We start from the raw sequence: 24,172 nt of genomic DNA, 5'->3' as shown, positions 1-24,172 counted from the left end.
CCGAATCACGTCCCGGAAAAGGAACGAAAAAAGAAAAGGCCGCCTCGAGGGCGGCCCTTCCTTGTATCGCAACGAACGCGCCGATCAGCGCGAATAGAACTCGACGACCAGGTTCGGTTCCATCTGCACGGCAAACGGAACGTCCGCCAGGCCGGGAATGCGCGTGAAGGCCGCGGTCATCTTGTTGTGATCGGCCTCGATGTAATCGGGCACGTCGCGCTCGGCCAGGCCCACCGATTCCAGCACGATGACCAGCTGCTTCGACTTCTCGCGCACTTCGATGATGTCGCCCGGCTTGCAGCGGAACGAGCCGATGTTGACGCGCTTGCCGTTGACGTTGACGTGGCCGTGATTGACGAACTGGCGCGCCGCAAAGATTGTCGGCACGAACTTGGCGCGGTAGACGACCGCGTCGAGACGCGATTCGAGCAGGCCGATCAGGTTCTCCGAGGTGTCGCCCTTGCGGCGGTCCGCCTCTTCATAGACCTTGCGGAACTGCTTTTCCGAAACGTCGCCATAGTGGCCCTTCAGCTTCTGCTTGGCGCGCAGCTGCAGGCCGAAATCGGAAAGCTTACCCTTGCGGCGCTGACCATGCTGGCCGGGGCCGTATTCACGCTTGTTGACCGGGGACTTCGGGCGGCCCCAGATGTTTTCGCCGAGACGGCGGTCGATCTTGTACTTCGCGGATTCGCGCTTGCTCATCGCATTCCCTTTCAAAACAACGCACCCGGAACCTCATGGTCCGGGTGAAGGAAACGCGCCCTCCTCTGGCCTCCGTTTTCGAGACCTGACAGGGTTTTCCACGCAACGCGACGGAAAGCCCACGGGACACGTCATTTCAAATAAGACATAGGGAAAGTAAAACCGGCTTCCCAAACGTCTTGCACACATAAAGAAAACCACCGGGCATTGCGGCCCGGTGTTGGTGGGCTGGTTAAACGGAGATTTAACCGCTGTCAAGCTTCCGGCTGGCGCGAATCGCCGAACCGGGTAGTGTCATGGTTGTAGAACGTGCCGGATGTGGCGGGAGGTTGCGCCAGCGGCATCAGGAAGGGACTGAAATCAGAGGAGCTGGAATTCGCATGAAGAAGTTCTTCCTTACGTTGGTAGGAGCCGCGGTGATGGCCGGCACGATGGCGGTCGCGCCCGAGCCGGCGCAGGCGCGGCATTGGCACGGGCACAGGCATCACCAGGTCTGCCGCATCGTGGTCAAGAAGAAGGTGGTATGGCGCCACGGCCATCGCAAGGTCATCCGCTACAAAGTGCGGCGCTGCGGTTGGGGCTGGAACTGGTAATTTTTCGGCCTCGCCCGTTGAGACTTCAGGGCCCGCGGCTCAGCCGCGGGCCCTTTTAATTGACCGGCATCCGCGGCCTGAACGGTCAGTCGATCAGTGTTTCGACTTCTTTTCCGGCAGGCCCTTGCGCTTGGTCTCGGCGAATTCCTCGAGCTGTTTTTCGCTCATGGATTTATACATTCCCTTCGACGCGCCTTTGAGCGCGCCCTTCTTGGTCTCGCCGCGCTTGGCTGACAATGCCGCGCCGGCCGCTTTCTGCTGGGCTTTTGAGGTGGCTGGCATGATGGTTTCTCCCGTTCCAATGAGAGGAAAACGCATTGTCTGGTGCGATGTTCCCAAAGCGACAATTGCCTGCGGTCAGGGTATCGCCAGGCCAAATCCCTGCATCAGCCGGCGCGTGGGAAAATTGGCGCTGTTCGAGGTGAAGAACGCAAGGTCGGCGCCTTCCGGCAGCGCCTCTCTGCGATTACCGGCCTCGGTATCGGCAAGCAGCGAGAGCGCCCGGCGCGCGATCGCCTCGGCCGGGTCCAGCCAGTCGACCGGCCAAGGTGCTGTTTTCCGCATGCGGTTGGCCAAAAAAGGATAGTGAGTGCAGGCAAGCACGACGATGTCGGTGCGCAGCCCGTCATGCTCGACGAAGCACGGCGCGATCTCGGCGCGCACGGCGTCCTCGTCGACAAAACCGTCGCGCATATAGGCTTCGGCCAATCCCGCCAGCCTGTCGCTGCCGACCAGGCGGACATGGCATGTCTGCGCCCATCTGCTGATCAGGTCGCGCGTGTACTGGCGCTTGACGGTGCCGGGCGTAGCCAGCACCGAAACCAGGCCTGAGCGCGTGCGTTCCGCCGCCGGCTTGATGGCCGGCACGGTGCCGACGAAAGGGTGGCCGGGAAACCTCTCGCGCAAGGCATCGATGACCAGTGTCGAGGCGGTGTTGCAGGCGATGACCGAAATGGCCGGCGAAAACCGGTCGAGCAGCCTGGCGAACAACTCCAGGATATGTGTTCTCAGCGCCGGCTCCTCCCAGGCGCCGAAGGGGAACGCCGCGTCGTCGGCGACATAGATGAAGCGGCGGTCAGGCATCAGGACGCGCGCCTCACGCAGCACGGTGAGGCCGCCAATGCCGGAATCGAACATCAGGATCGGACGGGCGCTCGATGAATCGGTCATTGTCATTGAGTCACTAAGGGCTGGGAATCACTGAAGGCTGGGGAATCACAAACGAGATCACGAGAGAAGGCCGGCCCATGCATTTTGCTTCGGCCAATGATGCATTATCCCGGATGCTTCTATGTGGAGCCATCGTGGCCTTGATGCGGCAGCCGGTCACACAAGACCGCGCTTGCCGAAACCGCCGGCCCGCGGTCGGCCGTTCGCGGGAGATGCAGATTGAGATGCAGCGGGGTTCGACGACACCGGTGCGGCGCGCTTGGCGGAGGGCGCAGCCAGAGCCGTCACGCCGGCGGCTGACGCTGAATGAAGCGCCGCGGTGCCTCGCAGCGGCCCGGGCCGGTCGAAATCGTCGAAACTCAGGGATGACGCCATATCCGAAGAGCCACCATCCGCCGGCTTGGCCGCCAAGATGACGGCCCACAGCCCAACAAGAGCTAATCCCAGCAGGTTAAGGCCGGAATGCGTATCTTCGCCGTCGAATTTTACGACAAGAACAGTGCCGGCCTGCAGGATCGCGAACAGCGTCGAGAACACGATATACGACCAAAGGATCCAACCCGACCCTTGCGCGTCGCGGCTTCGACGCCAGGCGAAATTCGCGCGGAATAGAACGATCACCAGCGAGGCGACGAGAACGGCCGCGGCCAGTCCTTCCCTGGAAGGACCAGGTTGCGAATTGGCCAAGCCCTCGATGCCGATGGTCCACAAGACGCACAGCACAAAGGTCACGATTTCCGCAACCAGCAGAGCCACGGAATAGAAGAAAAAGCGAAGACGACCGATATTTGAGCTAAACATCCCAGAATCCATCGTTTTGAAAACCATGGATCAAACCAAATAAAATTCGGTTACTGGTGAGGTATGGGAAGTTCCGAGGCTAGTCTTTGTCTTTCGCCCTCGCAGCGCGTGCTGCGGCGGCCGGGAGCCGCCTTGGATCGTCGCCGGGCGATCCGTCGCCGCGCGGCATGGCCGGCGAGAACCTGTCCAGCGATGATATGATACCGCGCAGCACCTTGAGCTCCGGCTCGGCAAAACCGGGGCGGGTCAGCACTGCGCGCAAATTGTCGACCATCTTCGGCTTCTTCGCTGCCGGGCGGAAATAGCCGCGCGCCTCGAGTGCACCTTCCAGATACGCAAATAGGCCGTGCAATTCTTCCTTGGCAGCCGGCGGCATTTCGGGGCCGGAGAAGTTGGTCCTGGTCTCGTCTTCCAGGCCGGACTTCATCCATTCATAGGACATCAGCAGGGCCGCCTGGGCGATGTTGAGCGAGGAGAAGGCTGGGTCGACGGGGAAGGTGACGATCTCGTCGGCGAGGCCGACCTCGTCATTATAGAGGCCGAAGCGCTCGCGGCCGAACAGGATGCCAGTGCGCTGGCCGGCCCGCTGCCGCGCCCGCAGCGCCCTGCCCGCCTCGACCGGACCGCGCACCGGCTTGAAATTGTCGCGTGCGCGCGCCGTGGTGGCGAAGACGAAGTTCAAATCGGCAACCGCCGAGGCCAGGTCGTCGAACACCGTGACGGCATCGATGACGTGGTCAGCGCGGCTTGCGGCGGCACGCGCCTTCTCGCTTGGCCAGCCGTCGCGCGGATTGACGAGCCGCAGCTCGGCAAGGCCGAAATTGGCCATGGCGCGCGCAACCATGCCGATATTCTCGCCGAGCTGCGGCTCGACCAGGATGATCGCCGGTCCGGACGCTGGAGTTCCGGAGGCAAGAGGGTTGTCGGGATCCTGGGTGGCGGTCATGGCTGTCAATGAGCTGCTGTTTGCGGCATTTCGCAGTCCCCTGCCACATTTGGCAGCGAAAATGAAGCTTTGGCAGGGAATGCCGGCACTAACGGCGCGGTTCGCCGTTTGCGCGGCCAAAAAGCCTTTGATATACGGGCCGCATCCCAGGGCCGGCAGCCGTGCGGGCAAGGCCGTTCCGTTCCCCAAAAGCGAGGCATTCTTTCCATGGCGAAGATCAAGGTGGCGAACCCGGTCGTCGAACTCGACGGCGACGAGATGACCCGCATCATCTGGCAGTTCATCAAGGACAAGCTGATCCACCCTTATCTCGACCTCAAGCTCGAATATTACGACCTCGGCATCGAGCACCGCGACGCCACCAACGACCAGGTGACCATCGATTCGGCCAACGCCATCAAGAAATACGGCGTCGGCGTGAAATGCGCGACGATCACGCCCGACGAGCAGCGCGTCGAGGAATTCAAGCTGAAGAAAATGTGGAAGTCGCCGAACGGCACCATCCGCAACATCCTCGGCGGCACCATCTTCCGCGAGCCGATCATCATGAAGAACGTGCCGCGGCTGGTGCCCGGCTGGACCAAGCCGATCATCGTCGGCCGCCACGCCTTCGGCGACCAGTACCGCGCCACCGACTTCCGCTTTCCCGGCAAGGGCAAGCTGACGATCAAGTTCGTCGGCGAGGACGGCCAGGTGATCGAGCACGACGTGTTCGACGCACCCGGCGCCGGCGTCGCCATGGCCATGTACAATCTCGACGAATCGATCCGCGAATTCGCCCGCGCCTCTCTGAACTATGGCCTGCTGCGTAATTACCCCGTCTACCTCTCGACCAAGAACACCATCCTCAAGGCCTATGACGGCCGCTTCAAGGACATCTTCCAGGAGGTCTACGAGGCGGAGTTCGAAGCCGAATTCAAGGCGAAGAAGCTCTGGTACGAGCACCGGCTGATCGACGACATGGTGGCCTCCAGCCTGAAATGGTCGGGCGGCTATGTCTGGGCCTGCAAGAATTATGACGGCGACGTGCAGTCCGACACGGTGGCGCAAGGGTTTGGCTCGCTCGGCCTGATGACCTCGGTGCTGATGACGCCGGACGGCAAGACCGTCGAGGCGGAAGCCGCGCACGGCACCGTCACCCGCCACTATCGCCAGCACCAGAAGGGCGAGGAGACCTCGACCAATTCGATCGCCTCGATCTTCGCCTGGACGCGCGGCCTCGCACACCGCGCCAAGCTCGACGACAATGCCGAACTGAAGCGCTTTGCCGAGACCCTGGAAAGGGTCTGCATCCAGACGGTCGAGTCCGGCTTCATGACCAAGGACCTGTCGCTGCTGATCGGCCCCGACCAGCCCTGGCTTTCGACCACCGGCTTCCTCGACAAGATCGACGAGAATTTGCAGAAAGCAATGACCTGAGCCCAATCCACATGGGCAAGCCCGTCGTCTACGGCGTGGATTACAGCGTCTATGTGCGCATCGTCCGGCTGGTGTTAGAGGAAAAGGGCGTCGGCTACGAGCTCGTTCCCGTCGACATCTTTACCGCGGACGGCATTCCCGGCTGGTACTTCGAGCACCAGCCGTTCGGCCGCATCCCGGCCTTCGAGCATGACGGCTTTCGCCTTTACGAGACCGGCGCGATCGCCCGTTACGTCGACGAAGCCTTTGACGGCCCGGCACTGCAGCCGGTCGAAGCCCGGCGTCGAGCACGCATGAACCAGATCACCGGCCTGCTCGATGCCTACGCCTACAGGGCCATGGTCTGGGATGTGGCGGTCGAGCGGCTGGAAAAAACGCCGCCCGACGAAGCCGTGATCGCCAACGGTTTGCGGCAGGCGAGAACGACGCTGCAGGCGCTCTCTTCGCTGAAAGCCGAAGGGCCTTGGCTGTTGGGGACGGACCTGACGCTGGCCGACCTGCACGCCGCGCCAATCATCGGCTATTTCGTCAAGGTCGCCGAGGGACAAGCCCTGCTGGCGGAGTTTGCCGAGATTCGGGATTGGTATGCGCGCATCACTCAACGCGCGAGTTTTGCGAAAACCGAAAAGGCTGGGTGAGGAGACAAGCGTTCGGCAATAGGCCCTCTGGTGATTAGCGAAAGCCGAAGTGACATCCAATCTCCCCCTTGCGGGGGAGATCGGCAGCTTCGCCGAAGGCGACCCACTGCGAAATACCGCTCAATCGGGAAGGTAGATCTTCGCCTTCATGAAGGTCTTCGCACGGCCTGTGATCAGCACGCGATCTCCGGCCAGTTCGCATTGCAAATGCCCGCCGCGCTGCGAGCATTGGAATGCCGACAGATGCGTCTTGCCGAGCTTTTCAGCCCAGTACGGCACCAGCGTCGCATGAATGGAGCCGGTTACCGGATCCTCGGGAATGCCCGCCCCGGGCACGAAATAACGCGAGACGAAATCGTGGGCTCGCCCAGCCGCGGTAATAACCAGGCCGAGAGGATGAAAGGTTCCGATCCTGAGCAGATCGGGAACGAAAGATCGCACGGTTGTCTCGTCGGCAAGCTCGACAAACAGGTTCTCGAAATTGCGGAAGCTCGCAACCGGCCGCTGAGGCAATATCGCTTGCAACGCCGAGTTCAGCTCTTCCTCGATGGGCTGCGGCGGAAAACACGGCAGATCGAGCTGATAGGTCTCTTCCCGCCGGGAAACCCGCAGCTCGCCCACCCGGGTGGCGAAGGCCATTTCGCCCTGACCATTGTATTCCGTAGCCAGCACATGGGCGGCCGCAAGCGTGGCATGGCCGCAGAAGTCGACTTCATGGACCGGCGTGAACCAGCGCAAATCCCAACCTCTGCCATTCGGCCGCACGAACGCCGTCCCAGCAAGATTGTTTTCGTTGGCGATGGCCTGCATTACCTGCTCCGACAGCCATTCCTCCAGAAGGAGAACGGCGGCAGGGTTGCCCTGGAAGGCCCGTTCGGCAAAGGCATCGACCTGATACATCGTCAGCGTCGGCATATCGGCCCTCAAAGATATCCGCTGGGCGGCGCGCCACTTCGGCCGTGCCGCCCCCGGTGCAGATTCACGCCGCTTCGAGAGCCGCTTTCACCGCAGCGATCGCGTCTTCGGCCTTCGAGGCGTCCGGGCCGCCGGCCTGAGCCATATCGGGTCGCCCGCCGCCGCCCTGCCCGCCCAATGCCGCAGACGCGACGCGCACCAGATCGATGGCGCTGAAGCGGCCGGTCAGATCATCGGTGACGGCGACGACGACGCTCGCCTTGTTGTCCTCGCCGGCGCCAACAAAGACGACGATGCCGGAGCCGAGCGACTTCTTGCCGGCATCGGCCAGCGGCTTCAGATCCTTTGGCGAGACGCCGGATACCGCCTTGCCGAGAAAACCGACACCGGCAATGGTTTCGTTTTCCGCAGGCACACCGGCTGGCGAGCGATCGCCGAGCGCCAGCTTCTTGCGCGCCTCGGTCAGCTCCTTTTCGAGCTTCTTGCGCTCGTCGAGCAGCGCCTCGACGCGGGCCGGCACATCGGCCGGCGAAATCTTCAGCGCGGCGGCGGCTGCCTTCAGCCGCTTGTCCTGTTCGTCGAGATGCTTTCTGGCCGCTTCGCCGGTCAATGCCTCGATGCGGCGCACGCCGGCAGCGACCGCGCTGTCGGACACAATGCGCACCAGGCCGATATCGCCGGTCGCCCTGACATGCGTGCCGCCGCATAGCTCGACAGAATAAGGCCGGTTGGCCTTGGCGCCATGCAAGCCCGTGCCCATCGAAACGACGCGCACTTCATCGCCATATTTCTCGCCAAACAGCGCCATGGCGCCCTCGGCAATGGCGTCGTCGACGGACATCAGGCGAGTGGTCACAGGGCTATTCTGAACGACGATCTCGTTTGCCATGCGCTCGACCTCTTCGAGCTCGTCCGGCGAGATCGGCTTGTTGTGGGAGATGTCGAAGCGCAGACGCTCGGGCGCGACCAGCGAGCCCTTCTGCGCCACATGGGTACCCAGCACCTCGCGCAGCGCCTCATGGATCAGATGCGTGGCGGAATGGTTAGCGCGCAGCCTGGAGCGGCGCGCGTGGTCCACCTTCAGCTCGACGGTCGCACCCGTCTTGACCGTGCCGTTGGCCACCTTGCCGAGATGGACGAAAAGCCCGTCGGCCTTCTTTTGGGTATCGGATATCTCGATCGAAAACCCGTCGCCCGAAATCACGCCGGTATCGCCCATCTGGCCACCGGACTCGCCGTAGAACGGCGTCTGATTGACAACCACGGCAACAGCGTCGCCCTTGCCGGCACTGTCGATGGTCTTGCCGTCCTTGACCAGCGCCTGGATGAGGCCTTCCGCCTGCTCGGTCTCATAACCCAGGAATTCGGTGGCGCCGTTCTCCTCACGCACCGCGAACCATACTGTCTCGGTTGCGGCCTCACCGGAACCAGCCCAGCTTTTGCGCGCCTCCGCCTTCTGCCGCTCCATCGCCTCGGTGAAGCCGGCAAGGTTGACCGAGATGTTGCGCTGGCGCAACGCATCCTGCGTCAGATCGAGCGGAAAGCCATAGGTGTCGTAGAGCTTGAACGCTGTTTCGCCATCCAGCATGTCGCCGGAGGCCAGCTTTTCCGTCGCCTCCGAAAGCAAGCCCAGGCCGCGCACCAGCGTCTTGCGGAAACGAGTTTCCTCAAGCTTCAGCGTCTCGGTGATCATCTGTTCGCCGCGCACCAGTTCCGGGTAGGCTTGGCCCATCTCGCGCACCAGCGCCGGCACCAGGCGCCACATCAGCGGATCGCGGGCGCCGAGCAACTGCGCGTGGCGCATGGCACGGCGCATGATGCGGCGAAGCACGTAGCCGCGGCCTTCGTTGGACGGCAGCACGCCGTCGGCGACCAGGAAGCAGGACGAACGCAAATGGTCGACGATGACGCGGAACGATGCGACGGTGTCCGCATCCGGACCTTTGCCAAGCGCCGACGATGCAGCGTCCATCAGGTGGCGGAACAGGTCGGTTTCGAAGACGCTTTCGACCCCCTGCAGGATGGAGGCCATGCGCTCCAGGCCCATGCCTGTGTCGATCGACGGACGCGGCAGATCGACGCGCTCGTCCTTCGTCACCTGTTCATACTGCATGAACACCAGATTCCAGAATTCGAGGAAACGGTCGCCATCCTCCTCGGGGCTGCCGGGAGGGCCGCCCCAGATATGCTCGCCACGGTCGATGAATATCTCCGAACACGGCCCGCAAGGTCCGGTGTCGCCCATTGCCCAGAAATTGTCAGAAGTCGCGATGCGGATGATGCGATCGTCCGAAAGGCCGGCGATCTTCTTCCAGTACGAGGCCGCCTCGTCGTCGGTGTGGTAGACGGTGACCAGCAGCTTGTCCTTCTTCAGGCCGAACTCCCTGGTGATCAGGTTCCAGGCAAGCTCTATGGCCCGCTCCTTGAAATAGTCGCCGAAGGAGAAATTGCCGAGCATCTCGAAGAAGGTCAGGTGGCGCGCGGTGTAGCCGACATTGTCGAGGTCGTTGTGCTTGCCGCCGGCGCGAACACTCTTCTGGGCGGTCGTGGCGCGCGAATAGGGCCGCTTCTCCAGACCGGTGAAAACGTTCTTGAACTGCACCATGCCGGCATTGGTGAACATCAGCGTCGGGTCGTTGCGCGGCACGAGCGGGCTCGACGCGACGACCTCGTGACCTTCCTTGCGAAAATAGTCGAGAAATGCCGACCGGATCTCGTTGACGCCACTCATGAATACTGCCTTTTCGAGAGAACCGCCGGCTGCCGGCGGAAAATAGACATGGCCTTTTAGCGGTCGCACCCCAGCCTGTCCAGAAACACCAAATGGGCCAAAATCCCGGCTCTCATCAGCGCTTTGAAACGCGTCTGAATCGCCGTCAAACGCGAACCGCCGGCACGGAGCCGGCGGTTCGAAACGCATCGATTACACAAACTCAGAATCAAAACATCAAATCCAAACCTGTCTGATGCTCCGCGAGACGTCGCTTGCCCTACATCACCCCGGCATCGTCCTCGAAGCCGTCGTCGCTGCTTTCGGAGCCGCCGTTTTCAAGGAATTTCTCGGCGATCAGCCCGGCATTCTGCCGCAACGCCAGCTCGATCTCACGCGCCGTGTCGGGATTGTCGCGCAGGAACAGTTTTGCGTTTTCGCGGCCCTGGCCGAGACGCTGCGAATTATAGGAGAACCAGGCGCCCGACTTTTCGACCACGCCGGCCTTGACGCCGAGATCGACCAGCTCGCCGGTCTTCGAGACGCCCTCGCCATACATGATGTCGAACTCGACCACCTTGAAGGGCGGCGCCAGCTTGTTCTTGACGACCTTGACGCGGGTCTGGTTGCCGACGACCTCGTCGCGATCCTTGACCGAGCCGATGCGGCGGATGTCAAGGCGGACCGAGGCATAGAATTTCAGCGCATTGCCGCCGGTCGTGGTCTCGGGCGAACCGAACATGACGCCGATCTTCATGCGGATCTGGTTGATGAAGATGACCATAGTGTTGGAGCGCGAGATCGAGGCGGTGAGCTTGCGCAGTGCCTGGCTCATCAGGCGGGCCTGCAGGCCGGGCAGCGAATCGCCCATCTCGCCTTCGATTTCCGCCCGCGGCGTCAGCGCCGCCACCGAATCGACGACCAGCACGTCGATGGCGCCGGAGCGCACCAGCGTGTCGCAGATCTCCAGCGCCTGCTCGCCGGTATCGGGCTGCGAGATCAACAGGTTTTCGAGATCGACGCCGAGCTTGCGGGCATAGACCGGGTCGAGCGCGTGCTCGGCATCGACGAAGGCGCAGATGCCGCCCTTCTTCTGGGCTTCGGCCACCGTGTGCAGCGCCAGCGTCGTCTTGCCCGAGCTTTCCGGTCCGTAGATCTCGACGATGCGGCCGCGCGGCAGGCCGCCGACGCCAAGCGCGATGTCCAGCCCAAGCGAGCCGGTCGGCACCGTTTCGATCTCGACGACCTGCTCGTTCGCGCCGAGCCGCATGATCGAACCCTTGCCGAAGGCACGCTCGATTTGCGACAGCGCCGCATCCAGAGCCTTTGATTTGTCCACCGCTTTGTCCTCTACAAGCCGCAAAGAATTCTGAGCCATGATACATCACCCCGTGGTCGTCAATGGAGGCCGGACAATCCCGCAATCCCTAAAAAGAATGTACCTCATTTGTTCTCATTTGTCAATGAGCGCCAAGGGTTTGAAAAATAACAGATATTCATATTTGTTCTATTTTTGTTTCGCAATTTTGCTTCCGGATGTATCCCGCCTCGCATGCGGCGCCGTTGCCGTCACCAACCGAATCGGAGCCGCGATTGCAGGGTTCCGCCCGGCGACCTAGTCTCCTCCCGGGCAACAGCAAAGGGCATTTTGCCGGCATGATGAAATCCCCGACGATCCTGGCCGTGGGCGGCGCCTATATCGAGCGGCGCGGCCGGGTTGCCGGCGCCTTCGTGCCGGCCGCTTCCAACCCCGGCACGATGCGCGAGCATGTCGGCGGTGCCGTCTTCAATGCCTTGCGCTGGGCGGTGCGGCGCGGCGTCTCGGCCTCGTTGCTTTCGGTGCGCGGCGGCGATGCCCTTGGCGACACGGTTTTACGCGCCATCACCGAGGCCGGCATTGCCGACCTGTCGGCGGTGTTCCTCGACCGCACGACGCCAAGCCATACGATGCTGGTCGATAGCGACGGCGGGCTGATCGCCGGCCTTGCCGACATGGTGCTCTACGAACTGGCGCTTCCCAAGCAGATCCGCCGCGCCAAGGTGCGGGAAGCGATCGGTTCGGCGGACGCGGTGCTGTGCGATGCAAACCTGCCGTCTTCCGCGCTGGAGCGGCTGGCGGCACTCGCCGCCGGCAAGCCGGTGTTTGCGCTTGCGGTCTCGCCCAGCAAAGCGGCGCGGCTGACGCCGGTGCTCGACCGTCTGGCCGTGGCGTTCATGAACCGGCACGAGGCCGGCGTGCTCGCCGGCGTTGACATCAATGCTGACGATCAAGGCGTCATCGACGGCCTGAGACGCGCCGGCCTGAAAAGCGGCGTGGTCACCGACGGCGACGGTCCATTGCTCGGTTTCGACCAAACCGGCGCGTTCTCGATCTCGCCACCGCCGCTACAAAAACGGACCAATGCTGCCGGCGCCGGCGACGCATTGGCCGGCGCCACGATCGCTGCCCTGCTGCGCGGCCTGACGCTGCGCGCGGCACTGCGCGAAGGCATTGCCGCCGCGGCGCTCGCCGTCGAGCGCGCCGCCTTCACCAGCGCCAGCTTTGCCGAGGCGCTGGCGCTCGTGCCCGAGGCGCGGGACCTGGTGTGAAATGCGGCCCGGAATTGCCGAAGCATGACGCAGCCTATTTGCCGGCGCGCAGTCCTGCCTCGTAGGCGCGGCGCGCCCAGATCGCCATCTCGTCTGGATCGTCGAAAGCGCTGTCGGGAACGCTCCAATAGGGCATCGACACGAGCTTGCCGTGGCGCGAGCCGGTGTAGGTCCATTGCCGGCACCCGGCCGCTTCGAAATCCGGGGCGCTTTCCGCGTCGGCCTTCAGCATCAATTCGCCACGGATGACGATGGCGACGATGACGCCGTCGAGATAGATGCCCTTGCCGCCGAACAGCTTACGGATGCTGACCGGGCCGAGGCCTTCGAAAAGCTCTTCTATGCGCTCGTTGTCCATGCGGCGATCATGTCACCCGGATTTCCCCTTGTCATCGACGCAACCGGCACCATCCTGACAAGTTCAGAATCAATTTCGTCGGAGTTTTTTCATGCCGCTTCTGCTCAAGGGGTCCTGCCGGTGCAATGCCGTGCATTTCGAGGTGGAAAGCCACACGCCGGTGCCGTTCATGCTGTGCTACTGCTCGATCTGCCGCAAGCAGCAGGGCGGCGGCGGTTTTGCCATCAATCTCGGCGCCGATTACGAGACGCTGAAAATCCAGGGCAAGCGCCATCTCGGCGTCTACCGCGCCGAGATCGAGGACGACGAGCACCCGCAACGCGAGATCTCGACGGGCGAGCGGAATTTCTGCACGAAATGCGGGACGGCGCTCTGGCTCTACGATCCGACCTGGCCGGACTTGGTGCATCCGTTTGCCTCGGCGATCGACACCGACCTGCCGAAGCCGCCGGAGAAGGTGCATCTGATGCTGAAATACAAGGCGAATTGGGTCGAGCCGGATATCGGCAAGGGCGACAAGGTCTTCGATGTCTACCCGGAGGAGTCGATCGCAGACTGGCACAAGCGAACGGGGATGTGGGTGGATTAGCTATTTGCGTGGCGCGGCGGGCGCTGGCGAATGCCGTGCCCAGGGGATGGACGAAACCTGTCCGTCGTCATCCTGGGGCGGAGCAAGGAGCGAAGCGACGCGGCGCAGACCCCGGGATCCATGCCGCGACTTCTGAGCGCTGCTGCGATGCAGAATTCTGCTCCGCTGCACTCTTCGGTTAAGGTTACGGCATGGATGCCAGGGTCTCCGCGACGGAGCTTCGCTCCTGCTTCGCCCAGGGATGACGAAGTTGCGAGGCCTCGGCCAATCTCGAACGTGTCGAGAGCTAGCGGTTTCCAATCAGGCCGAAGCGCGGGCCTCGGCCAGTGCCTTGAGGTCGGCCGGCTTCAACTCGACCGATTCGCCGCAGCCGCAGGCCGAGCTCTGGTTCGGGTTCTTGAAGGTGAAGCCGGTGCGCAGCGTCGTCTGCTCGAAGTCCATCTCGGTGCCGAACAGGAAAAGCGCTGCCTCCGGCGCGACATAGACATGGGCGCCGTCGCGCTCGATATGATCGTCCTTGGTGTTGGGTTCGGTCACCAGGTCGACCGTATATTCCATGCCGGCGCAGCCGCCCTTCTTGATGCCGAGGCGAATGCCGTGCGCATTCTCACGGGTCGCGACGATCTCGCGCACCCGGTCGGCGGCCTTTTCGGTCATGGTGATGACGGCGAAGCGCCCCATGTTTTCTTTCTCCACTTTCGCGCAGGTTCAAGGCCTGCGGAACGTCTCATACCTCAAAATGGTTACAACTGCGTCTTACTGCAAGGGGTTTATTGCCACTGCCCCTTCAACGCGGCTGTTGCGTATGCGTCCAGCGCGACAACGGCGGAATCCTGGTTATTTTCCTCCAACGTATAAAAAGCATCATCCAAGGCTTCAAAAGTTATGCCGTCGCCGACGCTTTTACCTACCAAATCCATCCTTACCGACCTGTCTTCGGGGAAATACTCTCCAAACAATGCACAAGCTTGGCGAGTCAAGTCTGCATGTCGCTCCAAGCCCATTGCAACAAAACCCTGAATAGCGCCGCTGACGGTTATTCCATAAGAATTATAAAAATATTGCCAAAAGCCGCCGTTTAGAACCTGCCAATGCAATAGTTCTACGCAGAGTACATTCTTTATTGGCACGGGTATTTTTGAAATAACTTTATGGTATTCGGCAGGCTCGTCGAGTGCTTCCAGAACTGGATCGCCCCAAAGCTCTACGACTCTCGCCGAAGGCGGAATGTCACCATCGGGCAGTTCGGTCGGCAAGGCATCATCAGCCATCAAATTTTGCCCCGAGGCTCAATACCACCCAACCGCCACCTGCGCCTCTTCCGACATGCGGTCGGGCGACCAGGGCGGGTCGAAGGTCATGTTGACCTCGACGCCGGAGACGCCTTCGACGGCGCCGACGGCGTTTTCGACCCAGCCCGGCATTTCGCCGGCCACCGGGCAGCCCGGCGCGGTCAGCGTCATGTCGATCTTGACCGAGCGGTCGTCCTCGATGTCGATCTTGTAGACGAGGCCGAGCTCGTAGATGTCGGCCGGGATCTCCGGGTCGTAGACCGTCTTCAGCGCCGAGACGATGTCGTCGGTCAGCCGCGCCAGTTCGTCAGCGGGAATCGTCGATCCGGAAACCGCCGCATTGGTCGTCGTTTCCGAAGCGGTCTCGGCGGTGTGGCTGGCATCATCCATGATCGTCACCCGAAGAACTTTCGCGCCTTTTCCAGCGCATCGGCCAAAGCATCGACTTCGGCCCTGGTATTGTACATGCCGAACGATGCCCTGCATGTGGATGTTACGCCGAAGCGTTTCAACAGCGGCTGGGCGCAATGCGTGCCGGCGCGGACAGCCACGCCCTGCCGGTCGATGACCATCGACACGTCATGGGCGTGGATGCCCTGCAGCTCGAACGAGATGATGGCACCCTTGCCGGGCGCATCGCCGAAGATGCGCAGCGAGTTGATGGCGCGCAGTTTTTGATGCGCATAATCCTTCAGATCGGCCTCATGCGCGGCGATGCGCTCGCGGCCGATCTTTTCCATGTATTCCAGCGCCGCACCAAGCCCGATCGCCTGGACGATCGGCGGCGTGCCGGCCTCGAAACGGTGCGGTGGATCGTTGTAGGTGACGATGTCTTGCGTCACCTCCTCGATCATTTCGCCGCCGCCCATGAACGGGCGCATGCGCTCCAGAATGTCCTTCTTGCCGTAGAGCACGCCGATGCCCGACGGGCCGTAGACCTTGTGGCCGGTGAAGACGAAGAAGTCGCAGTCGAGATCCTGCACGTCGATCGGCATATGCACGACGCTCTGGCTGCCGTCGACCAGCACCGGAATGCCGCGGGCATGCGCGATGCGCACGATCTCCTTGATCGGCGTCACCGTGCCCAACGCATTCGACATATGCGTGATGGCAACCAGCTTCGTCCGGTCTGTCAGCCGCTTTTCGAATTCCTCGATGTGGAAGACGCCGAGATCGTCGACCGGCACCCAGACCAGCTTGGCGCCCTGGCGCTCGCGGATGAAATGCCATGGCACGATGTTGGAATGGTGCTCCATGATCGAAAGCACGATCTCGTCGCCTTCGCCGATATTGGGCATGCCGAAGCCGTAGGCGACCGTGTTGATCGCCGCCGTGGTGTTCGAGGTGAAGACGATGTTGTCGGTGCTCGGCGCGTTGAGAAATCTCTGTACGATCTTGCGCGCGTTCTCATAGGCGTCGGTCGCGGCATTCGACAGGAAATGCAGGCCGCGATGGACGTTGGCGTATTCCTGGGAATAGGCGTGCTGGATAGCGTCGAGCACGGCCTGCGGCTTCTGCGCCGAGGCGCCATTGTCGAGATAGACCAGCGGTTTGCCGTAGACTTGGCGCGACAGGATCGGGAAATCGCGGCGGATCGCCTCGACGTCATAGGGGATGTTTTCGACTTTCTGGTCCATCACAAGCTCTCTCGAGGCACCGCCTCATTCCGTCCAGCACCCCTCATCCGTCTCGGCGCTGCGCGCCGATCCACCTTCTCTCACAAGGGGAGAAGGTCAGGCGCTCTACCCGTGCGCCACGAACCAGTTGTCGAGACGTGCTTCCAGCGCCTCGACGATGGCCTCGTCATCCAGTTCCTCGATCACCTCGGCGACGAAGGCCTTGACCAGCAGGCCGCGCGCGGTCTTCTCGTCGATGCCGCGCGCCATCAGGTAGAACAGATGGCTGTGGTCGATCTCGGTGACGGTCGCGCCATGGCCGCAGACGACGTCGTCGGCAAAGATTTCCAGCTCCGGCTTGGTCGAGAACTCGCCGTCGTCCGACAGCAGAAGCGTGTTGCAGGCCATCTTGGCGTTGGTCTTCTGCGCATATTGGTGGACGTTGATGCGGCCCTGGAAGACGCCGCGCGCTCTGCCGGTCACCACATTGCGGATGACTTCGGTCGACGCGGTGTGCGGCACGGCATGGTCGAGCACCATGGTGACGTCGGTATGGGTGTCGCCGGCGAGCAGATTGATGCCGCGCAGCGTGAATTCGGCGCCCTCGCCGGTCGTCTTCACAACGACCTCCTGGCGCACCAGCTTACCGCCGGCATTCATCACGAACAGTGTCAGTTTCGAATTCTTGCCGAGATGCGCCTTGAACTGGGCGAGATGCGTTGCCGTATCCGGCTGCTCCTGCACGACCAGCCATGTCACTTCGGCGCCCTCGCCAAGCACAAGCTGGCTGACCGAACTGACCAGCGCCGCCCCCTCGCCCGCCTGGCGCTCGACGATAACAGCCCTGGCGCCGGCACCGACACGGATGGCCAGGCGTACATGCGTCTGGCCACCGGCCTGCAAATTCTGCAGTTCGAGTGGCTTTCCCAGTTTGGTACCGTCAGCGATGTCGACGAAATACCCGTCGACAACAAAGGCAGTGTTCAGCGCGCCTATGGCGTCGTCGCTGCCATAGGAATCCAACCCAGGTGCTGCGCTGCCGTCGGTCAGCTTCTCCGACAGGCGCTGCACGACAACGCCTTCGATATCGGGCAGTTTCGTACTCGACACGCCGTTCAGCACCGGCAAAACGCTGGAGCCTTCGACGATGGGCGCAATGGCTTTCGCGACCGCTGCCGGATCGAAGTCCGGCACCGAGGTCAGCAGCCGGCGCAGGTCCGTATAGTGCCAGGATTCGATGCGCCGCGTCGGCAGGCCGCTCTTGATCGCCTCGATGGCGTCGTCGCGCTTCAGCATCACCGCGCCGTCGCCGGGCAGCAGCGACAGCCGCTCGCCAAAGGCGTCGATCAGCGCCGTTTCGGCCAATGTTCGCTGGGGTGTCGTGTGCATATTCATCAGTATCGCCTTGTTTGGCTTGCCTTCCGGGCCTGCTGGCATCTCACGCGGCTTGCCCGATCACGCCGGCATAGCCATTGGCCTCGAGGTCGAGCGCCAGCGACTTGTCGCCCGACTTGATCACCTGGCCCCTGTAGAGCACGTGCACCGTATCCGGCACGATGTATTGGAGCAGGCGCTGGTAGTGGGTGATGACGACGATGGCCCGGTCCGGCGAGCGCAGCGTGTTGACGCCGTCCGCGACGATCTTCAACGCGTCGATGTCGAGCCCGGAATCGGTCTCGTCGAGGACACACAGCTTCGGCTCCAGCAGCTTCATCTGCAGGATCTCCGCGCGCTTCTTCTCGCCGCCGGAAAAGCCGACATTGAGCGGCCGCTTCAGCATCGCCATGTCCATGTTGAGCGAGGCCGCCGCTTCCTTCACGCGCTTGAGGAATTCCGGGATTTTTAGCGGTTCCTGGCCGCGCGCCTTGCGCTGCTCGTTCATCGCAACTTTCAGGAATTCCATGGTCGCCACTCCCGGTATCTCCATAGGATACTGGAAGGCGAGAAAGATGCCCGCGGTAGCGCGCTCGGCCGGATCCATTTCGAGGATCGACTGGCCGTTGTAGAGGATGTCGCCTTCGGTGACCTCATAGTCCTCGCGGCCGGCGAGGATGTAGGACAGCGTCGATTTCCCCGAGCCGTTCGGACCCATGATGGCGGCAACCTCGCCAGCCCTGACCGTCAGGTTCAGGCCGCGAATGATCTCGGTGCCGTCATCGACGATACGGGCATGGAGGTTTCTGATTTCAAGCATTTTTTTCTTTCCTGAAAATTCTTATCCGGTCAGCCGACCGAGCCCTCGAGGCTAATCCCGATCAGCTTCTGCGCCTCGACCGCAAACTCCATCGGCAGCTGCTGGATGACATCCTTGACGAAGCCGTTGACGATCAGCGCGATCGCCTCTTCCTCCGGGATGCCGCGCTGCATGACGTAGAATTTCTGGTCCTCGGAAATCTTCGAGGTGGTTGCCTCATGCTCGAACTGCGCGGTCGAATTCTTGGCTTCCATGTAGGGCACGGTGTGTGCGCCGCATTGGTCGCCGATCAGCAGGGAATCGCAATTGGTGAAGTTGCGGGCGTTGGTCGCCTTGCGGTGCGCCGATACCTGGCCGCGATAGGTGTTCTGCGAGAAGCCGGCGGCAATGCCCTTGGAGATGATGCGGCTCGACGTGTTCTTGCCGAGATGGATCATCTTGGTGCCGCTATCGACCTGCTGGTAGCCGTTCGAGACGGCGATCGAATAGAACTCGCCGCTGGAATCGTCGCCGCGCAGGATGCAGCTCGGATATTTCCAGGTGATGGCGGAGCCGGTCTCGACCTGCGTCCACGAAATCTTCGAACGATGGCCGCGGCAGTCGCCGCGCTTGGTGACGAAATTATAGATGCCGCCCTTGCCTTCGGCGTCGCCGGGATACCAGTTCTGCACCGTCGAATATTTGATCGCGGCATCGTCGAGCGCGATCAGCTCGACCACCGCGGCATGAAGCTGGTTCTCGTCGCGTTGCGGGGCCGTGCAGCCTTCGAGATAGGAGACGTAAGCCCCCTCCTCGGCGATGATCAGCGTGCGCTCGAACTGGCCGGTGTTCTTCTCGTTCATGCGGAAATAGGTCGACAGTTCCATCGGGCAGCGCACGCCCTTGGGCACGAAGACGAAGGAGCCGTCGGTGAACACGGCCGAATTCAGCGTCGCGTAGAAATTGTCGGAGGTCGGCACGACAGAACCGAGATATTTCTTCACCAGCTCCGGATGCTCGCGGATCGCTTCCGAGATCGAGCAGAAGATGACGCCGGCCTGCGCCAGCTCCTTCTTGAAGGTGGTGACGACGGAGACCGAATCGAACACCGCGTCGACGGCGACGCGGCCCGACTTGTAAACGTTGTCGCTGGCTTCCTCGAGCTCCGACGCATCGGTCTTCTGCACGCCGGCGAGGATTTCCTGTTCCCTGAGCGGAATGCCGAGCTTCTCATAGACCTTCAGCAGTTCGGGATCGACCTCGCTGAGCGAGGTCGGCCCGGGCGTGCTCTTGGGTGCCGCGTAATAATAGAGATCCTGGAAATCGATCTTGGGATAGTGGACGCGCGCCCATTTCGGCTCGTCCAGCGTCAGCCAGCGGCGATAGGCTTCCAGGCGCCATTCCAGCATCCAGGACGGCTCGTCCTTCTTCGCCGAAATGAAGCGGATAATGTCTTCACTCAGGCCCTTGGGGGCCTTGTCCATCGCGATTTCGGTCTGGAATCCGTATTTATACTGGTCGACATCGATCTTTCGGACTCGATCGATCGTCTCCTGCACAGCAGGCATCAGCGTTCTCCATCCACGCCGGGGTCAAGGCCCGGCAGTTTTCAAACTATGGCACCGCAAACGAGCACCCTTGGGCACCCGAAGCAGCGTAAGTTTCATATAGTGCGTTCATGCCGCAAATTCACCCGGCCAAATGCGAACGCACGGCTCTACCAGGCCACAAGGGCCCAAATATTCCGTTGCCGCGCTCAGGCGGCCTTTTCCCTGTTTGCCTTTTCCGTACCGGCTTGCCGCGCGACGATTGTCGCCAGCGCCGAACGAAACAGCTCGATATCTTCAGCGCTGGTCGCGTGGCCGATGGACACGCGCAACGCGCCGAGACTGTCGCCATAACCCATGGCTTTCAGCACGTGACTAGGCCCGACTTTGCCCGACGAACAGGCCGATCCAGCCGACAGAGCCACACCGGCAAGGTCGAAGGCGATCTGCGCCGTCTCGGCCTTGATGCCGGGAATAGCGAAGAACGTGGTGTTGGCAAGTCTTGGCGCGCCGGTCCCGAAGATTTCGGCGTCCGGAACAAGCGTTTTCACGATCGCCTCGACTTCGTCGCGGCGCTGCCGCACCGCTTCGATCGTTTGCAACCCGGCAAGCGCCTCGCGCGCTGCCGCGCCAAACCCTGCAATCGCCGCCAGGTTTTCGGTGCCGCCGCGATGGCCTTTTTCCTGGCCGCCGCCGCTGACCAGCGGTCTTGGCATCGTCAGGTCCGACGCCGCGATAATGGCGCCGACGCCCTTGGGGCCGCCGATCTTGTGCGACGACAGAATCAAATAGTCTGCGTAACCCGCTGACATATCGAGCGGAATGCGGCCGGCAGCCTGCACCGCATCGACAACCAGGATGCCACCCGCCGCCTTGGCGATTTCGGCAATGCGGCCAATCGGCTGGATCACGCCGGTCTCATTGTTGGCGGCGTGGATCGCGACCAGCGGCAAACCGTCGGCCTTGTCACGCGCACTAAGTGCTGACGCCAGGACGTCGAGCCTGACGATGCCGTCGGCATCGACGCCGATCCGCGTTACCTGCCCCGCGGGGAAGCGCCCGCCATTGAGCAGGCAGGGATGGTCGGCCTCGGACACGTAAAGCCGGCTCATGCGGACGGCGCCGCGCCCCATCTGCCAGTCCGGCGTCAGCAGCGTCGAGGCCGCTTCCGTCGCGCCGGAGGTGAATACGACATGCTCGGCTTTGGCGCTGACCAGTCGCGCCACGTCGCGCCTGGCGTCTTCGATCAGCCGCCGCGCAGCGCGGCCCTCGGCATGGACCGAGGACGGGTTGGCGGCGATGTCGAGCGCAGCGACCACCGCCGCGCGCGCCGAGGCAAGCAGCGGCACGCTGGCGTTGTAGTCGAGATAGGCGCGTGCTCCGGCCATTTGCGTCCAACTGGTCCCTTCAAAAGCCGTTCCGCGAAGATAGCGCGTTATTTCCTTGAAATTGCAAGGCAAGACGTCCTATTTACGCGGCTTGCGGCGTGGGTGGCCGAGCCACAGCTTTTGGCCGCCCAGTTTTGAACAATTCTAAACTAGCTTCTAGAAAGACGCTCGCCCTGCGTCAAGGCCTAGGGAAAGTTGTTCCGGGCGCCGCGCAATTTATGCCAAGTGGAGTATTTCATGCCTGAGGTCATTTTCACCGGTCCGGCCGGCCGCCTGGAGGGTCGCTATCAGCCCTCGAAGGAAAAGAGCGCGCCGATTGCCATCGTCCTGCACCCGCACCCCCAGTTCGGCGGGACGATGAACAACAAGATCGTCTACGACCTCTTCTACATGTTCCAGAAGCGCAATTTCACCACGCTGCGCTTCAATTTCCGCGGCATCGGCCGCAGCCAGGGCGAGTTCGACCACGGCACTGGTGAGTTGTCCGACGCCGCCGCGGCGCTCGACTGGGTGCAGTCGCTGCATCCGGATTCCAAGAGTTGCTGGGTTGCCGGCTATTCGTTCGGCTCGTGGATCGGCATGCAGCTTCTCATGCGCCGGCCCGAGATCGAGGGCTTTATCTCGGTCGCGCCGCAGCCCAATACCTATGATTTCTCGTTCCTGGCGCCATGCCCGTCGTCCGGCCTGATCATCCATGGCGATGCCGACAAGGTCGCGCCGCCGAAGGACGTGCAGGGCCTGGTCGACAAGCTGCACACGCAAAAGGGCATTACCATCACCCAGAAGACCTTGCCCGGCGCCAACCATTTCTTTGCCAACCATGCGGAGCTTCTGATCGAGGAATGCGCGGACTATCTCGATCGCCGGCTGGCCGGGGAACTGTCCGACCCACGGCCGAAGCGGCTGAGATAATCGGCGATGTACCAACCACCCCACTTTCAGGAAACACGGCCGGACGTCCTGCACGGGCTGATCCGGGCGCATCCGCTTGGCCTGCTGGTGTCGAACGGCACCGAGGGGCCGGTCGCCAACGCAATTCCCTTTCTTCTAGACGCGCCCTCCTTGCTCAACGCGGATGTGCCGCCGAATGGCAGGCTGCGCGCACATCTGGCGAAAGCCAATCCGCAATGGCGGCTTTTGGCCGACAATCCCCTGGCGCCGGTGCTGGTCGTCTTCCAGGGCGCCGACGCCTATGTGACGCCGTCCTGGTATGAGACCAAGCGTGAAACCGGCAAAGTGGTACCGACCTGGAACTACGCCATCGTCCAGGTGCGCGGCATCGTCACGGTGATCGAAGACCAGGATTGGCTGGCCGAGCAGATTTCCGATCTGACGATGTCGCAGGAGGGCAACCGCTCGGCGCCATGGGCGGTAACCGACGCTCCGGCACCCTTTATCCAGTCGCAGATCAAGGGCATCGTCGGCCTGGAGATCGCAATCACCGAAATCAGCGGTAAATGGAAAGTCAGCCAGAACCGCCCGGCCGCCGACCGCGTCGGTGTCGCCGAGGGGCTCGAGAGCGAGACTGCCAACTCGGCCGACATGGTCCGGCTGGTAAGGTCCTACGGCGGGCTGGACGGCAAGTAATCTGGATTGCTTGCTCGACCGGTTTCAGGCCGGTCGCGGGCTCAATCGACCTTGGTCATCGCCGCCTTTCGCTCGTTGGCGATCAGCCAGAGATTGCGGATATAGATCAACAGGCCCATGGCCTGGCCGGCGATGAACACCGGATCCTGACGCTGGATGGCATAGATCAGCAGCAGGCCACCGCCGAACAGCGAAAAGAACCAGAAGGCGATCGGCACGACGCTGCGCTTGGCCTTTTCCGACGCCACCCACTGCACCAGAAAGCGCATGGTGAAGAAGAACTGGGCGACGAAGCCGAGCAGAACCCAGGCATCGAATTGCTTGACGAAAACATCGTGAAGCCAGGTCGCCAATTCCTGAAGCACGTTACCCATGCCTGATTTCCTCTACTTTGGGCATCCTGCGGCGCCTGCGGCGCAGCCACCAGACGCCGGCAAGATCGAGCACGCCCTGAAGGCCGCGATCGAAGATGCCGTAATTCGATTTGCCGTGACGGCGGGAGCGGTCGACGACGTCGCAATGGACGACGCGGTAGCCCTCCTGGATGACCAGCGCCGGAACAAAGCGGTGGGTGCCGTCGAAGAACGGCAATTTCCTCAAAATGTCGGTGTGGATCGCCTTGAGGCCGCAGCCGGTATCCCGCGTCTCGTCGTGCAGGATGGCTTTTCTCAGCCCGTTGGCGAAACGCGACGCCAGCTGCTTGATCTTGCTGTCGCGGCGCTTCAGACGCTGTCCCTGCGCGGCCCCGACTTCGGGACCAGCCTGCCGCAGTGCGTCGATCAACACTGGGATATAGCCGGGGTCGTTCTGGCCGTCGCCGTCAATGGTGGCGACGATATCGCCGCGCGCCGCCCAGGCGCCTGAGCGCACCGAAAGCGACTGTCCGGCGGATTTTTCATGCCTGAGATGGCGCAGCGGAAACCGGCGAAGCGCTGCTTCTGCTGCAAGCACCGAAGGCGTATCGTCTGTCGAGCCATCGTCGACGACAATGACTTCGAAGTCCCGCCCGGCCATGGCAATGCCGATCTCGTCGAGCAGAAGCGGCAGGTTCGCCGCCTCGTTCCGGCAAGGAATGACGATGGATATCTCCGGCATCTCGACTCTGTCACAGGATATGGCATTCGATCGATGCCGCGCGG

Annotated in this window: 26 protein-coding genes; 7 read left to right on the top strand and 19 right to left on the bottom strand. The window is 62.3% G+C overall.

What is annotated here, in order from left to right:
• Positions 1 to 84 precede the first annotated feature (84 nt).
• Entirely contained in the window at positions 85 to 702 is a 618-nt protein-coding gene (gene rpsD / locus AC0L2X_RS20965; protein ID WP_473555865.1) for a 30S ribosomal protein S4, read from the bottom strand.
• A 380-nt stretch (positions 703 to 1,082) separates the two neighbouring features.
• Here rpsD and AC0L2X_RS20960 point away from each other — a divergent pair, with 380 nt between their 5' ends.
• A complete protein-coding gene (locus tag AC0L2X_RS20960; protein WP_023674706.1) occupies positions 1,083 to 1,295 on the top strand; it encodes a hypothetical protein in 213 nt (70 codons plus the stop codon).
• Between the two features lie 93 nt (positions 1,296 to 1,388).
• On the opposite strand, the gene AC0L2X_RS20955 is transcribed toward AC0L2X_RS20960, so the two are convergent.
• The 4 genes from AC0L2X_RS20955 to AC0L2X_RS20940 form a co-directional block, all read right to left on the bottom strand.
• Positions 1,389 to 1,577: a DUF3008 family protein gene (locus AC0L2X_RS20955; RefSeq protein ID WP_023674705.1), complete on the bottom strand. Its 189-nt coding sequence runs from the start codon at positions 1,575 to 1,577 to the stop codon at positions 1,389 to 1,391.
• Between the two features lie 75 nt (positions 1,578 to 1,652).
• The gene (gene murI / locus AC0L2X_RS20950; RefSeq protein WP_473555867.1) at positions 1,653 to 2,465 is read right to left on the bottom strand and encodes a glutamate racemase; all 813 of its coding nucleotides are present in this window, start codon (positions 2,463 to 2,465) and stop codon (positions 1,653 to 1,655) included.
• 156 nt (positions 2,466 to 2,621) lie between these two features.
• Entirely contained in the window at positions 2,622 to 3,293 is a 672-nt protein-coding gene (locus AC0L2X_RS20945; RefSeq protein ID WP_473555869.1) for a DUF805 domain-containing protein, read from the bottom strand.
• Positions 3,294 to 3,345: 52 nt separating this feature from the next.
• The gene (locus AC0L2X_RS20940; RefSeq protein WP_473555871.1) at positions 3,346 to 4,212 is read right to left on the bottom strand and encodes an RNA methyltransferase; all 867 of its coding nucleotides are present in this window, start codon (positions 4,210 to 4,212) and stop codon (positions 3,346 to 3,348) included.
• Positions 4,213 to 4,419: 207 nt separating this feature from the next.
• Here AC0L2X_RS20940 and AC0L2X_RS20935 point away from each other — a divergent pair, with 207 nt between their 5' ends.
• A complete protein-coding gene (locus AC0L2X_RS20935) occupies positions 4,420 to 5,631 on the top strand; it encodes an NADP-dependent isocitrate dehydrogenase (protein WP_473555873.1) in 1,212 nt (403 codons plus the stop codon).
• 11 nt (positions 5,632 to 5,642) lie between these two features.
• A complete protein-coding gene (locus AC0L2X_RS20930) occupies positions 5,643 to 6,269 on the top strand; it encodes a glutathione S-transferase family protein (protein ID WP_473555875.1) in 627 nt (208 codons plus the stop codon).
• Between the two features lie 120 nt (positions 6,270 to 6,389).
• Here the strand turns inward: AC0L2X_RS20930 and AC0L2X_RS20925 are convergent, their stop codons facing one another.
• From AC0L2X_RS20925 to recA, 3 genes are all read right to left on the bottom strand, one after another.
• Entirely contained in the window at positions 6,390 to 7,169 is a 780-nt protein-coding gene (locus AC0L2X_RS20925; protein ID WP_473600279.1) for a PhzF family phenazine biosynthesis protein, read from the bottom strand.
• 79 nt (positions 7,170 to 7,248) lie between these two features.
• Positions 7,249 to 9,915: an alanine--tRNA ligase gene (gene alaS / locus AC0L2X_RS20920; RefSeq protein WP_473556072.1), complete on the bottom strand. Its 2,667-nt coding sequence runs from the start codon at positions 9,913 to 9,915 to the stop codon at positions 7,249 to 7,251.
• Between the two features lie 259 nt (positions 9,916 to 10,174).
• Positions 10,175 to 11,272: a recombinase RecA gene (gene recA, locus AC0L2X_RS20915; protein ID WP_023674696.1), complete on the bottom strand. Its 1,098-nt coding sequence runs from the start codon at positions 11,270 to 11,272 to the stop codon at positions 10,175 to 10,177.
• A 278-nt stretch (positions 11,273 to 11,550) separates the two neighbouring features.
• Between recA and AC0L2X_RS20910 the strand changes: the two genes are divergently transcribed.
• A complete protein-coding gene (locus tag AC0L2X_RS20910; RefSeq protein WP_473555879.1) occupies positions 11,551 to 12,483 on the top strand; it encodes a PfkB family carbohydrate kinase in 933 nt (310 codons plus the stop codon).
• A 34-nt stretch (positions 12,484 to 12,517) separates the two neighbouring features.
• On the opposite strand, the gene AC0L2X_RS20905 is transcribed toward AC0L2X_RS20910, so the two are convergent.
• On the bottom strand, positions 12,518 to 12,841 hold the full coding sequence (locus AC0L2X_RS20905; protein WP_473555880.1) for a TfoX/Sxy family protein: 324 nt from the start codon (positions 12,839 to 12,841) through the stop codon (positions 12,518 to 12,520).
• Positions 12,842 to 12,932: 91 nt separating this feature from the next.
• On the opposite strand from AC0L2X_RS20905, the gene AC0L2X_RS20900 reads away from it, so the two are divergent.
• A complete protein-coding gene (locus AC0L2X_RS20900; RefSeq protein ID WP_473555883.1) occupies positions 12,933 to 13,430 on the top strand; it encodes a GFA family protein in 498 nt (165 codons plus the stop codon).
• A gap of 300 nt (positions 13,431 to 13,730) precedes the next feature.
• On the opposite strand, the gene sufA is transcribed toward AC0L2X_RS20900, so the two are convergent.
• The 8 genes from sufA to AC0L2X_RS20860 all read right to left on the bottom strand — a co-directional run bounded on the left by sufA (position 13,731) and on the right by AC0L2X_RS20860 (position 21,446).
• Positions 13,731 to 14,111 (bottom strand): Fe-S cluster assembly scaffold SufA, encoded by a 381-nt coding sequence (gene sufA, locus AC0L2X_RS20895; RefSeq protein ID WP_352492473.1) that lies wholly within the window; start codon positions 14,109 to 14,111, stop codon positions 13,731 to 13,733.
• Positions 14,112 to 14,200: 89 nt separating this feature from the next.
• Positions 14,201 to 14,701, bottom strand: coding sequence for a DMP19 family protein (locus AC0L2X_RS20890; RefSeq protein WP_473555884.1), 501 nt, complete (start codon positions 14,699 to 14,701; stop codon positions 14,201 to 14,203).
• 18 nt (positions 14,702 to 14,719) lie between these two features.
• Positions 14,720 to 15,112, bottom strand: a complete 393-nt coding sequence (locus AC0L2X_RS20885) for an SUF system Fe-S cluster assembly protein (RefSeq protein WP_292663164.1) — start codon at positions 15,110 to 15,112, stop codon at positions 14,720 to 14,722.
• A gap of 5 nt (positions 15,113 to 15,117) precedes the next feature.
• Positions 15,118 to 16,359 (bottom strand): cysteine desulfurase, encoded by a 1,242-nt coding sequence (locus AC0L2X_RS20880; RefSeq protein ID WP_473555886.1) that lies wholly within the window; start codon positions 16,357 to 16,359, stop codon positions 15,118 to 15,120.
• Positions 16,360 to 16,464: 105 nt separating this feature from the next.
• Positions 16,465 to 17,733, bottom strand: coding sequence for a Fe-S cluster assembly protein SufD (gene sufD / locus AC0L2X_RS20875; RefSeq protein WP_473555888.1), 1,269 nt, complete (start codon positions 17,731 to 17,733; stop codon positions 16,465 to 16,467).
• 43 nt (positions 17,734 to 17,776) lie between these two features.
• Positions 17,777 to 18,532, bottom strand: coding sequence for a Fe-S cluster assembly ATPase SufC (sufC, locus tag AC0L2X_RS20870; RefSeq protein ID WP_023674687.1), 756 nt, complete (start codon positions 18,530 to 18,532; stop codon positions 17,777 to 17,779).
• Positions 18,533 to 18,561: 29 nt separating this feature from the next.
• Positions 18,562 to 20,079 carry a Fe-S cluster assembly protein SufB gene (sufB, locus tag AC0L2X_RS20865; protein WP_473555890.1) on the bottom strand — a complete coding sequence of 506 codons (1,518 nt, stop codon included), beginning with the start codon at positions 20,077 to 20,079 and terminating at the stop codon, positions 18,562 to 18,564.
• A gap of 188 nt (positions 20,080 to 20,267) precedes the next feature.
• The gene (locus tag AC0L2X_RS20860) at positions 20,268 to 21,446 is read right to left on the bottom strand and encodes a cysteine desulfurase family protein (protein ID WP_473555892.1); all 1,179 of its coding nucleotides are present in this window, start codon (positions 21,444 to 21,446) and stop codon (positions 20,268 to 20,270) included.
• Positions 21,447 to 21,683: 237 nt separating this feature from the next.
• Between AC0L2X_RS20860 and AC0L2X_RS20855 the strand changes: the two genes are divergently transcribed.
• Positions 21,684 to 22,358 (top strand): alpha/beta hydrolase, encoded by a 675-nt coding sequence (locus AC0L2X_RS20855; protein ID WP_023674683.1) that lies wholly within the window; start codon positions 21,684 to 21,686, stop codon positions 22,356 to 22,358.
• A 6-nt stretch (positions 22,359 to 22,364) separates the two neighbouring features.
• On the top strand, positions 22,365 to 23,033 hold the full coding sequence (locus tag AC0L2X_RS20850; RefSeq protein WP_352492480.1) for an FMN-binding negative transcriptional regulator: 669 nt from the start codon (positions 22,365 to 22,367) through the stop codon (positions 23,031 to 23,033).
• A gap of 41 nt (positions 23,034 to 23,074) precedes the next feature.
• Here AC0L2X_RS20850 and AC0L2X_RS20845 read toward each other — a convergent pair whose 3' ends face one another.
• Entirely contained in the window at positions 23,075 to 23,407 is a 333-nt protein-coding gene (locus tag AC0L2X_RS20845; protein ID WP_023674681.1) for a lipid-A-disaccharide synthase N-terminal domain-containing protein, read from the bottom strand.
• Positions 23,400 to 24,128 (bottom strand): glycosyltransferase family 2 protein, encoded by a 729-nt coding sequence (locus AC0L2X_RS20840; RefSeq protein WP_254817622.1) that lies wholly within the window; start codon positions 24,126 to 24,128, stop codon positions 23,400 to 23,402. Before AC0L2X_RS20840 ends, AC0L2X_RS20845 begins: the two co-directional genes overlap by 8 nt.
• Positions 24,129 to 24,172 lie beyond the last annotated feature (44 nt).

The sequence above is a fragment of the Mesorhizobium sp. WSM4828 genome (assembly GCF_055811175.1).
This window is presented reverse-complemented; position numbering and strand designations above follow the sequence as displayed.

What these genes read in the sequence shown, in the direction of transcription:
- AC0L2X_RS20850 (WP_352492480.1), top strand. Translation starts at nt 22,365, where the DNA reads ATGTACCAACCACCCCACTTTCAGGAAACACGGCCGGACGTCCTGCAC.
- AC0L2X_RS20940 (WP_473555871.1), bottom strand. Translation starts at nt 4,212, where the DNA reads ATGACCGCCACCCAGGATCCCGACAACCCTCTTGCCTCCGGAACTCCA.
- sufB (WP_473555890.1), bottom strand. Translation starts at nt 20,079, where the DNA reads ATGCCTGCTGTGCAGGAGACGATCGATCGAGTCCGAAAGATCGATGTC.
- AC0L2X_RS20890 (WP_473555884.1), bottom strand. Translation starts at nt 14,701, where the DNA reads ATGGCTGATGATGCCTTGCCGACCGAACTGCCCGATGGTGACATTCCG.
- sufA (WP_352492473.1), bottom strand. Translation starts at nt 14,111, where the DNA reads ATGGGGCGCTTCGCCGTCATCACCATGACCGAAAAGGCCGCCGACCGG.
- AC0L2X_RS20855 (WP_023674683.1), top strand. Translation starts at nt 21,684, where the DNA reads ATGCCTGAGGTCATTTTCACCGGTCCGGCCGGCCGCCTGGAGGGTCGC.
- recA (WP_023674696.1), bottom strand. Translation starts at nt 11,272, where the DNA reads ATGGCTCAGAATTCTTTGCGGCTTGTAGAGGACAAAGCGGTGGACAAA.
- AC0L2X_RS20840 (WP_254817622.1), bottom strand. Translation starts at nt 24,128, where the DNA reads ATGCCGGAGATATCCATCGTCATTCCTTGCCGGAACGAGGCGGCGAAC.
- AC0L2X_RS20900 (WP_473555883.1), top strand. Translation starts at nt 12,933, where the DNA reads ATGCCGCTTCTGCTCAAGGGGTCCTGCCGGTGCAATGCCGTGCATTTC.
- AC0L2X_RS20945 (WP_473555869.1), bottom strand. Translation starts at nt 3,293, where the DNA reads ATGGTTTTCAAAACGATGGATTCTGGGATGTTTAGCTCAAATATCGGT.
- sufC (WP_023674687.1), bottom strand. Translation starts at nt 18,532, where the DNA reads ATGCTTGAAATCAGAAACCTCCATGCCCGTATCGTCGATGACGGCACC.
- AC0L2X_RS20960 (WP_023674706.1), top strand. Translation starts at nt 1,083, where the DNA reads ATGAAGAAGTTCTTCCTTACGTTGGTAGGAGCCGCGGTGATGGCCGGC.
- alaS (WP_473556072.1), bottom strand. Translation starts at nt 9,915, where the DNA reads ATGAGTGGCGTCAACGAGATCCGGTCGGCATTTCTCGACTATTTTCGC.
- rpsD (WP_473555865.1), bottom strand. Translation starts at nt 702, where the DNA reads ATGAGCAAGCGCGAATCCGCGAAGTACAAGATCGACCGCCGTCTCGGC.
- murI (WP_473555867.1), bottom strand. Translation starts at nt 2,465, where the DNA reads ATGACCGATTCATCGAGCGCCCGTCCGATCCTGATGTTCGATTCCGGC.
- AC0L2X_RS20880 (WP_473555886.1), bottom strand. Translation starts at nt 16,359, where the DNA reads ATGGACCAGAAAGTCGAAAACATCCCCTATGACGTCGAGGCGATCCGC.
- AC0L2X_RS20860 (WP_473555892.1), bottom strand. Translation starts at nt 21,446, where the DNA reads ATGGCCGGAGCACGCGCCTATCTCGACTACAACGCCAGCGTGCCGCTG.
- AC0L2X_RS20935 (WP_473555873.1), top strand. Translation starts at nt 4,420, where the DNA reads ATGGCGAAGATCAAGGTGGCGAACCCGGTCGTCGAACTCGACGGCGAC.
- AC0L2X_RS20885 (WP_292663164.1), bottom strand. Translation starts at nt 15,112, where the DNA reads ATGGATGATGCCAGCCACACCGCCGAGACCGCTTCGGAAACGACGACC.
- AC0L2X_RS20910 (WP_473555879.1), top strand. Translation starts at nt 11,551, where the DNA reads ATGATGAAATCCCCGACGATCCTGGCCGTGGGCGGCGCCTATATCGAG.
- AC0L2X_RS20930 (WP_473555875.1), top strand. Translation starts at nt 5,643, where the DNA reads ATGGGCAAGCCCGTCGTCTACGGCGTGGATTACAGCGTCTATGTGCGC.
- AC0L2X_RS20955 (WP_023674705.1), bottom strand. Translation starts at nt 1,577, where the DNA reads ATGCCAGCCACCTCAAAAGCCCAGCAGAAAGCGGCCGGCGCGGCATTG.
- AC0L2X_RS20845 (WP_023674681.1), bottom strand. Translation starts at nt 23,407, where the DNA reads ATGGGTAACGTGCTTCAGGAATTGGCGACCTGGCTTCACGATGTTTTC.
- AC0L2X_RS20925 (WP_473600279.1), bottom strand. Translation starts at nt 7,169, where the DNA reads ATGTATCAGGTCGATGCCTTTGCCGAACGGGCCTTCCAGGGCAACCCT.
- sufD (WP_473555888.1), bottom strand. Translation starts at nt 17,733, where the DNA reads ATGAATATGCACACGACACCCCAGCGAACATTGGCCGAAACGGCGCTG.
- AC0L2X_RS20905 (WP_473555880.1), bottom strand. Translation starts at nt 12,841, where the DNA reads ATGGACAACGAGCGCATAGAAGAGCTTTTCGAAGGCCTCGGCCCGGTC.